Origin of the sequence: Flavobacterium aquiphilum, from assembly GCF_027111335.1 — a bacterium.
GTDB classification, from domain to species: Bacteria; Bacteroidota; Bacteroidia; order Flavobacteriales; family Flavobacteriaceae; genus Flavobacterium; species Flavobacterium aquiphilum.
In genome coordinates this window covers 1,977,883-1,989,251 of the sequence record NZ_CP114288.1, presented here as the reverse complement: position 1 = coordinate 1,989,251, position 11,369 = coordinate 1,977,883, and the positions used below count along the sequence as shown (strand labels likewise).

Below are 11,369 nucleotides of genomic sequence, written 5' to 3'. Positions count from 1 at the left end.
CTAAAAAATAAATTTTACATATATGAAAACTAAAATAGTACAATCAACAATATTATTTGCAGCACTATTGATTCTTAGCAGTTGCAATTCCAATAAAAAAGAAGAAGTTGTTGCCGAATTGGAACCTAAAATAGAAACTTTCGCTTTAGCAAAAGCAAAACTGAATACCGACTTGCGTTTACCTGCCGAATTATCTGGTTTCAGCCAAGTGGATTTATTTGCCAAAGTGAACAGCTATGTCAAAACACTCAAAGTTGATATTGGTTCCAATGTAAAAAAAGGGCAATTACTGATTGAACTCGAAGCACCGGAAATAAGCTCACAACTAGCCGCCGCCGAGTCGCGCCTACATTCGCAGGAAGCGGTTTATACGGCAAGCAACAGCACGTATCAACGATTACTTGAAACGAGCAAAGTGGAAGGGACAATTTCTAAAAATGATTTGGATTTGGCTTTCGCCAAAAAGAATTCGGATTTTGCTCAACTGTCGGCTGCGCGTGCGGGGCACAGGGAAATCAAATCGGTGCAGGGCTATTTGCAAATTCGCGCTCCCTTTGACGGAAAAGTTACGGCACGAAATGTTAATATTGGTGCTTATGTGGGACAAGGAGCCCAAATTCCGCTACTGACTGTGCAGGATCAAAAGAAACTTCGTTTGTCCATTTCGGTGCCTGAAGCTTACACCGGTTACCTGAAAGTGGGTGATGTAATCGACTTTAATGTAGTGTCTTTGCGTGGCGAAACATTTAAAGCTAAAATCAGCAGAATGGCCGGAGCCTTAGACCTCAAACTGCGTTCCGAGCGTGTCGAACTAGATGTAGTAAATACCAATGACAAATTACTTCCGGGAATGGTTGCCGAAGTGATTCTACCACTTAACAGCAAAAAAGAAACTTTTGTTGTACCAAAATCAGCGGTGATAAATACTGCCGAAGGAATCTTTTTGATAAAAGTAATCAACAAAAAAGCACAACGCGTCAAAGTAAGCCTTGGACTTGAAGTTGATGACAAGATTGAAGTTTTTAGCGATTCATTGCAAGAAAATGATGTTTTACTAAGCAAAGCAAATGAAGAAATTAAAGATGGTGATGAGATAAAGTAATAAAACGATAATTGCTAATTTGTTTGGAAAGTGCTGTGAGACTTAGGTTTTACGGCATTTTTTTTTTTGAGCTGATTCCTGCTGTACGCTGTATCTGTGGTCCTGAACCCCAGGACCACAGGATGCCGCTTCCATCAGGGCTAGTGATTTTGCATTTCAAAAGATGATTTTACTCTATCACGCAAATAAAATTCTTCTGACAATTTGTAAAAGTTTTTTCTATATTAGCAAAAGATTTATGGCACAAAGCCAACTCAAATTAGGTGTATTGGAGCCATTTTGTGGCTAGTATAAACAACTTAGTGGCAAGCAGACATTCACCGCGAAAAATAATGAAAAAAACAAAGTCTAAAACGTTCAAGTCATACATTTTACATACTTTAATATTACTTTTTTCGGTAATATTTTCTTCTTTTGTAATATTTCAATGTTTTGAAAAAAAGAAAACTAAAAATGTTAAGTTTAGATTTTCAATGGTTTCCAATAGTGCAGAAAATATCTCGTGCAAAATAAAGCTTAATGATTCAATTTTTATAAAATCTGCTGATATCTCAAAAACAGCATCTTCTTTCATTGAACTAAAAGATGGATTTTATAAAATTGAAGTATCAACTATTAATGGCGATTTTAAAAAATACAAGGAGTTTAAAATTAAAAATTCTGAAAAAAAAATTATTTACATAACATTCTTTTATTTTCTCAACTACAATGATTATTTACCAATTTATAAAAAGAGATACTTTGAACGATATTTAGAAAATAAAAGCTATTCCAAAGAGGAAAAATCTGAAATATGGAGACAAGTTAATGAAAAAATCACTTTAAAAACGCTGAAATTAAGTGGATACACACCTCAAAAAAGAGTATTTGAAATTGAGGTTCGTGATAGTGAATATATGATAGATTGAAGCCAGCCACTAACAGCTACAATGGATTTGGGCAATTGGCTTAATGAGAAGATGGTTTTGTATCTGAATGATTTGGCAAATCCGACAATAGGGCTTTATTTAATCCCAAATATTACGTTAAAATAACTATGAGAGAAATAACACCGAACGAATCATTCGAATTTTATATCGATACATTATCTTATTTAGACGAAAAAAATCTCTTGAATTCTGATGAGGAGCTTCAAAAAATCATATTGGAAGAACTAGATTCAGATTCTCATACATTTTTAAATCACTTTACTGTCAATAGATTAGTTGAAAATGATTTAATTCCGCAAAATGTAGCGAAAGAGAGCATCGAATTAAGGAAACAAATAAGAATACTAATAGATACTAAATTCTCGATCGATGAAATTCGTAATAATAAAGATTGGATTAAAGTTAGGGAAATAGCAAAAAACATACTTAAGGATATTGAAAAATGAAATATAAATTTGTCGTACGGGCTGTGCGACCCCCGAAAGCTTTCGGGGCCGACTTCGCACCCATTCCAATAAGCACTGCAGCTTAGCAAAATCTCCTTGCTTTTACGACAATTGAATTGATGTTTTGAATCTTAATTTACAATTCGAAAGCATATAATTCTAAAGAAAATTAACCAAAAAGTCGGGAGACTTTTGACTGATTTAGTGCTTTTAAGAACATTTTAAAAAAGCGCAAAGTCGGGAGACTTTGCGGAGCGGAGACGTTAGCCATTACTTGATACTACGAGAAACAACAATAAGACAATTCAATGAACTACAAAATAGAAAAATATTTAGAGCCCGAAAACAAATTAAATCTTTTAAATTTCAATTCCAACAATTCATTTTATTTTATTCCAGAAAATATTAATGATGAAACTGAAAGCGCAAAATACATATATTCTGAATCGACAACCGATATCCGTAAGTTGTTAAAAGCAGAAAATATAACTGTCGAATATTTAACAAAAGACAAACCGTTATTGAGGGCAAGAAAAAGCGCGGATTGGTTTGGACCAATTTTATTTATAACTTATTCTTTATTCACACAAAATTCAGCTTTAATTGGTGTTTCTCTAAACCTAATTTCAAGTTATCTCTATGATCATTTTAAAGGAAATACAGAATCAAAAAATATAAAATTTGAAATCATAATTGAGAATAAAAAAAAGAAAGAATATAAAAGAATAAAATACGAAGGAAACATTCAAGGAATAAAGGAACTGGAGAGTGTAATTAATAATATAGAAAAATGATAATTACTGACATTGAAGTAAAAAATATATTTGAAGAGTTTAATGCAATTGCAGATAATGCACAAAACATTGCTATTTTTTCAAGAGATATTGAATTACAAAAAAGCGAAGTATTAGAAATTGATTCTTATATGAACAAATTAAGCGATTTAATGTCGAAGAAAGGATTAACTGAGACTGAAATGAATCTTCTTTTATTCTTAAAGTATTCTATTGATTCTGTTAAACAAGAAATCCAAATGATAGTAAATTTGAAATTAGGTGAAACAGATTCTGCATGGACAGCTTTGATTTTAGCTCAAAATTGCATTTCAATTGCTTCAACAAATCATCCTTTTAATTCCAATCAATTAAATAATTACATCAATCGTCTTGAAATTTACGAAAAGATTCTTTTTCCAAAAATCATGTTCGCAAGTGTTGGCGGAATAATAAAAAAAACTAAATGCAGCATTTGTGAATTAGAATATGAAGATTGTGACCATATGAAAGGAAAATTTTATTCAGGTAAAATGTGTGTTAGAGAAATTCACGAAATGGAATTAGAAGAAGTATCAATGGTTGAAAATCCAGCAAGTAAAATGAATAGACAACTAAGAATAACCTATAAAGGAAAAGACGTTGATATATTCAGTTTAAAATAAAAATCCCGACAGCTCAGATCTAGACAACGATAGCAGAATTGCTTCTCCTATTCGCTATCACTCGGGTCGTAAATTTTTCTTTTTATCTGTGAATATACCATAAAAATCGAAGCAGAACTTCGAGGAATTAAACCAAAAGAGATTAAAAAACCCCAATTTTTACGTCAAGGACCCCATGTATGGGGTTCGAGACGCCAAATTTTACGTCATACAACCCCATTCATAGGGTTAGCAACGCCATTTTTGGGGTTCAGGACGCCAAATTTGGGGTTATACAACCACAAAAATGGGGTTCAGAACGCCATACATGGCGTTATATGGGATAAATGACATGGAGTAACAAAACCGCCTTTACTCCAAAAAGCGCTGTCGATTGGCTGGAAAGAGTTACGGATGAGGAATTCAATAGTTACAATTGGTAAAAACTGAGCGCCTTAAGTTTGACTAAGCAAAAGAAAACCGTTACTCCTCAATACCATTGGAGTAACGGTTTCGTTAAAAAAAAATGATTCGGGTTACTAATTCAAAATTATTTTTTTTCTAATTCTCGTATATAATTGACCAATTTCCATCTTTGGTCATCTGTTAATAGTTCAAAATAAGTTGCCATCGGGGCCTTTCCATTCGTTATCTTCCAAAAAATAGCACCATCAGTTTCATTTTTTACATTCAAAGCTAAAAAATTAGCGGGGTGAGGCTGTAAAGTAAGACCTGCTTCTCCATTTCCCTGACCCTTCGCACCGTGACACAAAACACACATTTGTTCGAAAATTACTTTACCTTCATTAGTAGCCTTCTGATTTCCTACAAATGGGTTTACTAAAGAACTTGAATACTCTGGTGCTACCCAGCTTATTTCTTGAGCTATACTTTTTGTACCTGACACAATTAGTAAAGCAAATACTACCAAAACTTTGATTACTGCTTTCATGGCCTGATGTTGTTTAATTATATATCAAATTTATGAAAACGTTGTAGCAAGAAAGCTGATAATTATCATGAAAACAGTACTTTTTTAAGTAAAAACCAAAATAATTGCGCAAAATTAATAATTATTAAATAAAATCAAATTTTATTAATAATTCAACATATTATTTAAGGGACTAGCATCCATAAATATACCATTATCAAGAGAAATCGACTTAATTTTTTTATCTGATTTCAAAGTAATTACAGTGTTTTTTTGATTAGTTTGCCAAATAGATGGATTTTGGTGAAAAATTTCTTTTGATCCGTCTTTATAAACAACGATAACATCAAAAGGAATGGCAAACCCTCCTACATTTTTGACCCAAATTGAATTTTTCGAATTAACACTTTCAACTTTTTCTATCATCAAATCGATATAATTATTGGAAAAAAACCAATTATTGAAAAACCAATTTAAATTTTTGCCCGAACTTGTATTCATGCAATTGAAATAGTCCCAAGGAATAGGATGTTTACCATTCCAAGTTTCCATATAAAAATGCAGTGCTTTTTTAAATTGCTCGTCGCCCAGCAGGTCTTTTAAGGCAAGATAAGAAAGCGATGCTTTACCATACGAGTTGTTACCATAACCTGCCTCTGATACTTGTGTTGACATCGAAATTATAGGCTGATCTTCCTCTGCTGAAGAATCATTTATATAATAGTCAATTCTGAATTCTTTATAAAATTTATCGGCAGCTTCTTTACCGCGCTCTTCTATACCAATCAAATATTCAAAAGTAGTAGCCCAGCCCTCATCCATAAAAGCATATCTGGTTTCATTTATTCCCATATAAAAAGGAAAATAAGTATGTGCAATTTCATGATCTTGTACAAATTGTGCAAAATTCGGATCACCAACTTGGGAGTCATTAACCATCATGGGGTATTCCATATCTGCAAATCCTTGAAAAGCGGTCATCTTAGAGTATGGATAAGGTACACCTGGCCAATTATTAGAAAACCAAGACAATGCGTAATTACTATTTTTAACAGAGTTTCTGAAATCGGTTCCTTTTACAATATCATAAGTGGCTTGAGTGCTCGCCCGGCGTTTGGTTTTTGCATCTACAACAACACTTCCGGCATCCCATACATAATGGTTGCTTAAACCAAAACAAACATCAGTAATATTGTTCGCCTGAAATTTCCAGCTATTCCATTCCTTTTGTTGAGTTACAACTCCTGAACTCATTTCTTTTTCATTGGCTATGTGCACTACCTCATCTGTCGTGTATGATTTTTTTAAACGATCTGCAAATTCCGGCTGCAAGACCTCATCAGGATTCAGTAAATCTCCCGTTCCATATACTACGTAATTTTTTGGAGCTTTTACTGTATAAGAATAATCATTAAAGTCATTATAAAATTCCTGACGATCTGTATGAGGCAATCTATCCCATCTATTGTAATCGTCAAAAACAGATACTCTAGGATAACTATAAGCGACATAGAAAGTAGTTTCGTCTATTTGTCCTTCCCTTCCACTTTCTTTTGACAAAGGATAGTTCCATTCGATCTCAAGGGTTGCTTTGGAATGTGGCAATATCACTTTATTCATTTTTACATTACCAACCGTTCCCCAATTTCTTGCATCTTCCTTATAAACTTCCCCATTTATTTTTAAAGAAGTTATCGTTAATCCATTTGACAAAAAATCATTACTAACACTACCGCCTCTGGGAGAAGAAGGCTTATGTATATTATTCACAAATCGTATTACCATATTCCTCAATGTGTCAGCACTGTTATTTTCATAAACTATGGTTTCTGCTCCACTGACCATTTTTGTGGCTGGATTTACGCTAATATCCATGTCATATTTACCATGATTTTGCCAATATTTTTTGCCAGGCAAACCGTCCATTGAACGGGTTCCTTTTTCATAAGCTTCCTTTATATTTCTGGGCATATAAAGCTCTTGTGCAAAAATATTTTGCTGAAAAAACAGAAATACTAATACTAATTTTAACAGGCTTGATTTTCTCATTTTTAGATTTTTAGGTTTATTGATGATGGTAACAATAATCTGTAAGTCTAAAAATGAAGATTTTGTAACAAATTTTTAAAAAAAATTATAAATTCAGATTACAAATGATAAAATGCTTTGATAAGAAAACGGACCAATAAATATAAAACAGAGGCTATCAAAACTACTGCTATAATGAAGGTAAGAATGTTGATGACAATATTAGGAATAAAACTTAGTCTGGGATGCACATAAAAAGGCTCACGGTGCAATCGTCCATGAACATTTCTGGCTGCTATTTTTATTCTCTTTTTGATGTTTGTAGTAGTAAAAAATTCATCAATTCAGTTACCCTATAGAAAACCATTTGAACGCAATATTCAATAGTTAGAAAAAACTAGGAATCGCTACTACAAATATAATCAATTAGCAAACAACATTTTGGAATAAATTCTAAAAACAAATCAGTTAACTAAATTTCAAAACAACTATTTGAAAATAAAAACCGCCTCACTTTTTAAAATGAGACGGTTATTAAAATGTTTAAGAAATGATTACAAAATATAATCGGTATTGATGAAATTCGATTCTTTGCTGTTCAACAAATCTTGTAAAATCTCATTGTTATAAGAATTGTCTTTTGAAGCTACAAAAGTTCTGATTGAGAACGAACGCAAGGCATCATGGATACTTAATGTTCCTGTAGCCGAATCTTTTCTTCCTGTGAAAGGGAAAACGTCTGGTCCTCTTTGGCAAGAACTGTTCAAGTTTACTCTACAAACCAAATTTACTAATGTATCAATTAGCGGTGCAATGGTTTTGATGCTTTTTCCAAACAAACTTACTTGTTGACCGTAGTTAGATTCTGCCATATCGTTCAATGGTTCTTGAATATCTTTGAAAGTCAAAACCGGAACAACTGGTCCAAATTGCTCTTCATTATAAACTCTCATATCTTTACTTACCGGAAACAAAATAGCTGGGTAAATAAAATTCTCTGTGCGTTTTCCACCTTTTGGATTGATTACTTTAGCTCCTTTTTCTTTGGCATCTTTAATCAATTCTTCAATATAGGCCGGTTTTTCGGTTTCCGGAAGCGGAGTCAATGCTACTCCTTTTTCCCAAGGATTTCCAAATTTAAGCGCATCCACTTTTTCAGCAAAACGTTTGTTGAATTCGGCTGCTACATTTTCGTGTACATAGATCAATTTCAATGCGGTACAACGTTGACCATTAAACGATAATGAACCTGTTATACATTCTTGAACTGCCAAATCCAAATCGGCATCCGGTAATATAATCGCAGGATTCTTGGCTTCTAATCCTAATACTAAACGTAATCTGTTTTTATTTGGATGTTGATCCTGCAAAGCAATTGCTGATTTACTGTTTCCGATCAAAGCCAAAATATCAACTTTTCCGGATTTCATAATTGGCGAAGCAATTTCACGTCCTCTACCATAAACAATGCTAATAACTCCTTTAGGAAAACAACTTCTGAAAGCTTCCAACAATGGCGAAATCAATAATACACCATGCTTAGCCGGTTTGAAAATTACTGGATTCCCCATAATCAAAGCAGGAATCAGCAATGTAAAAGTTTCGTTCAATGGATAATTGTATGGTCCAAGACACAATACTACTCCGATGGGTCCTCTACGCACCATAGCATTTATCCCTTGCACTTTAGAAAAATATGCCGAACGGCTGTTTAATTCTTTATAGCTTTCGATAGTATCATTGATATACTCTACCGTTCTGTCAAATTCTTTCTCAGAATCTCCAAGTGATTTACCAATTTCCCACATCAAAAGTTTAACTACTTCTGTACGGGTCTCTTTCATTTTTTCAACAAACTTCTCCATGCATTTAATACGATCAACAACTTTCATTGTTGGCCATAAACCTTGTCCGTTGTTGAAAGCAGCTTTTGCAGACTCTGCCACTTCTAATGCTTCAGCCTCTCCCATAAAAGGGATAGAACCTAATAATGTTGGTTCATACTTTTCGGTTGACGAAATTGTAGAATATACTGGTGTTGTTTTACCGGTCCATTTTTTCAATTCACCATTTACCAAATAGGTGTCTTGAACCAGTGGGGCAGTTATTTTAAATTCTTGAGGTATTGTATTCATTACTTTTCCGGTTATTTTGGTTATTTTTTATTGATCTTAAAAAAAGAGGCTTATGGCCTCTTTATGATGTTAAACTATATCTCCATTCCATTCTATTATTCCTCCGAGCAAATTATAGGCATTTTCAATACCTAACTCGTTCATTATCTCGCATGCTTTTGCACTTCTCATTCCTGAGCGGCAATACACATAATAATTTTTGTTTTTGTCCAATGCCTCAATAGCATCTATAAATTCCTGTCCTTTATGAATATCTATATTGATAGCACCTTCTATTATGCCTTGATCGCATTCATCTTCGGTTCTTACATCCAATATCACTGCATTATCATCAGCCTCTAATTGGGAAACCCATTCCTCTTGTGTTAGATTCATAATTTATATTTTTTTGTAAAAATACGAGGTTTTTCTCAAACAATACACCTCTTTTTTGTGAATTAATCAAAAAATCAAAGAAAACGTTTTCGTAGGATTCATTCTTTAACACCTAAAAAAAGCCTGTTTTTCAAATTATTAAAGAAGTAATTTTAATTAAAATACAAACAGGATTACGCTCATTTAAAAAAACTATACTAAATCTTCACCGTTTAAAACTTTTGGCTAAGATTTCAATAAAAAAATTATTGTCTTAGTTTTAATATACTATCCATAGCTATTTATAAAAACAGCTTCAATTTTTACTAATTTTACAATATCGATCGCCAATTCACTCCAAAATAAAAACTCAAAATGCAAGATCAGTTAAAAAAATTATTCCCATCCTTTTCAAACGAATTAATTAAAGACATTAAAGAAAACCAAGTCATTAAAAACTTTAGTTCGGGCGAAGTGATTATGCGTACCGGGCAATACATCAAAAATACAGTCCTGGTTAGCAAAGGAACTATCAAAGTGTATCGTGAAGATATTGATGGTGGTGAATTTTTTATGTATTATTTGCAGCCCGGGCAAGCTTGTGCCTTATCAATGGTATGCTCTGTCAATAGTGAAAAAAGTCAGTTTATGGCAAAAGTGGTGGATGACGCCGAACTTATTATGGTTCCGCTGGCTTTAATGGACAAATGGATGATGCAACATCGAACCTGGTACGAATTTGTGATTGGCAGTTATCGCAATCGATTTGAAGAAGTTTTGGAAGTAATTGACAGCATAGCTTTTAGAGCCATGGACGAACGCCTTGAATTCTACCTGAAACGACAGGTCGAAGCTTGTGGCTGCAAAGAGCTGAAACTTTCCCATCAGGAAATTGGTTCTGATTTAAACACTTCAAGAGAAGTCATTTCAAGACTGCTCAAAAAAATGGAACAAAGAGGTTTGGTGGTTTTGAGCCGTAACCAGATTGAAATTTTGATGTGATTCAAAGGGCAAAAAACAAAGGGCAAAAGGGCAAAACTAAACCTCTAAACTTTTAAACTTTTAAACTTTCTCAACCTCTAACCTTCTAATCTTTCTAAACTTTCCCTAAGTGACAAAAGTTACAGTATGTCAAAAATAGTCTTCGCATCTTTGCCTAAACAAAAAGCAAACATGGTATACATTGGTTATTTAGCATCTGTAGTTATAGGACTCTCACTAGGTTTAATAGGTGGTGGCGGATCTATTTTGACAATTCCCATATTGGTTTATTTATTTAAAATAGACCCTAAATTAGCCACAAGTTATTCCTTATTTATTGTCGGGATTACAGCTTTGTCTGGTTGTTTCAGTCATTACCGAATGGGAAATCTCAAAATCAAATCGGCATTGTTTTTTGCCATTCCTTCCGTATTTTCCATATTGGTAATCCGTGAAGTAATTATCTTAAAAATTCCTAATGTACTTTTTACGATAAATGATTTTCAGGTCACCAAAGATTTCCTGATTATGATTGTTTTTGCAGTCTTGATGATGGCTGCATCAATTTCTATGATTCAAAAAAAGATCCCTCAAATAGAATCAGTAAAAACTAATTATTTTCAATTGGCAATAATCGGTTCTGTCGTTGGTATTGTGACCGGGTTTCTTGGTGCAGGCGGAGGTTTTTTAATTATTCCAGCTCTGATATTTTTTGCCAATTTACCTATGAAACAAGCCGTAGGGACTTCATTATTGATCATTTTTATTAACTCTTCCATTGGATTTGCCGGTGATTTATACATTGGCACACCAATTAATTATACTTTCCTATTGAGTATCTCAACCATTGCTTTTATAGGAATGCTTATAGGTTCCTCTTTGTCTAAAAAAATAGACGGAAACAAACTCAAGCCCTTTTTTGGATGGTTTATTTTAGTGATGGGAATATACATTATTATCAGGGAGTTAAGTTTCTAATACAAAAGGCAAAGAGCAAAGGGCAAAAAAGCAACAAAAAGCAACAAATAGTAAACAAGAAACAACAA

The 11,369-nt window shown here is 33.3% G+C and carries 11 protein-coding genes; 7 read left to right on the top strand and 4 right to left on the bottom strand.

Going from position 1 to position 11,369, the window contains the following annotated elements; all coding sequences use genetic code 11:
* Positions 1-22: 22 nt before the first annotated feature.
* The 5 genes from OZP12_RS08490 (at position 23) to OZP12_RS08470 (ending at position 3,915) form a co-directional block, all read left to right on the top strand.
* Positions 23-1,102: an efflux RND transporter periplasmic adaptor subunit gene (locus tag OZP12_RS08490; RefSeq protein ID WP_281228618.1), complete on the top strand. Its 1,080-nt coding sequence runs from the start codon at positions 23-25 to the stop codon at positions 1,100-1,102.
* A gap of 332 nt (positions 1,103-1,434) precedes the next feature.
* A complete protein-coding gene (locus tag OZP12_RS08485; RefSeq protein ID WP_281228617.1) occupies positions 1,435-2,010 on the top strand; it encodes a hypothetical protein in 576 nt (191 codons plus the stop codon).
* 128 nt (positions 2,011-2,138) lie between these two features.
* Positions 2,139-2,477, top strand: a complete 339-nt coding sequence (locus tag OZP12_RS08480; RefSeq protein ID WP_281228616.1) for a hypothetical protein — start codon at positions 2,139-2,141, stop codon at positions 2,475-2,477.
* Positions 2,478-2,785: 308 nt separating this feature from the next.
* On the top strand, positions 2,786-3,271 hold the full coding sequence (locus tag OZP12_RS08475) for a hypothetical protein (RefSeq protein ID WP_281228615.1): 486 nt from the start codon (positions 2,786-2,788) through the stop codon (positions 3,269-3,271).
* A complete protein-coding gene (locus OZP12_RS08470) occupies positions 3,268-3,915 on the top strand; it encodes a hypothetical protein (RefSeq protein WP_281228614.1) in 648 nt (215 codons plus the stop codon). The genes OZP12_RS08475 and OZP12_RS08470 overlap by 4 nt, the downstream gene beginning before the upstream one ends.
* A gap of 529 nt (positions 3,916-4,444) precedes the next feature.
* Here OZP12_RS08470 and OZP12_RS08465 read toward each other — a convergent pair.
* The 4 genes from OZP12_RS08465 to OZP12_RS08450 all read right to left on the bottom strand — a co-directional run bounded on the left by OZP12_RS08465 (position 4,445) and on the right by OZP12_RS08450 (position 9,363).
* A complete protein-coding gene (locus OZP12_RS08465) occupies positions 4,445-4,846 on the bottom strand; it encodes a c-type cytochrome (protein ID WP_281228613.1) in 402 nt (133 codons plus the stop codon).
* Positions 4,847-4,990: 144 nt separating this feature from the next.
* The gene (locus OZP12_RS08460) at positions 4,991-6,874 is read right to left on the bottom strand and encodes a M1 family metallopeptidase (RefSeq protein WP_281228612.1); all 1,884 of its coding nucleotides are present in this window, start codon (positions 6,872-6,874) and stop codon (positions 4,991-4,993) included.
* A 533-nt stretch (positions 6,875-7,407) separates the two neighbouring features.
* A complete protein-coding gene (locus OZP12_RS08455) occupies positions 7,408-8,988 on the bottom strand; it encodes an NADP-dependent glyceraldehyde-3-phosphate dehydrogenase (RefSeq protein ID WP_281228611.1) in 1,581 nt (526 codons plus the stop codon).
* Between the two features lie 69 nt (positions 8,989-9,057).
* Complete coding sequence (locus tag OZP12_RS08450; protein ID WP_281228610.1) at positions 9,058-9,363, bottom strand: rhodanese-like domain-containing protein; 306 nt, start codon at positions 9,361-9,363, stop codon at positions 9,058-9,060.
* A gap of 354 nt (positions 9,364-9,717) precedes the next feature.
* Between OZP12_RS08450 and OZP12_RS08445 the strand changes: the two genes are divergently transcribed.
* Together OZP12_RS08445 and OZP12_RS08440 are read left to right on the top strand one after the other, a co-directional pair.
* Positions 9,718-10,344, top strand: coding sequence for a Crp/Fnr family transcriptional regulator (locus tag OZP12_RS08445; RefSeq protein WP_281228609.1), 627 nt, complete (start codon positions 9,718-9,720; stop codon positions 10,342-10,344).
* Between the two features lie 171 nt (positions 10,345-10,515).
* On the top strand, positions 10,516-11,301 hold the full coding sequence (locus OZP12_RS08440; RefSeq protein WP_281229042.1) for a sulfite exporter TauE/SafE family protein: 786 nt from the start codon (positions 10,516-10,518) through the stop codon (positions 11,299-11,301).
* Positions 11,302-11,369: the final 68 nt, after the last annotated feature.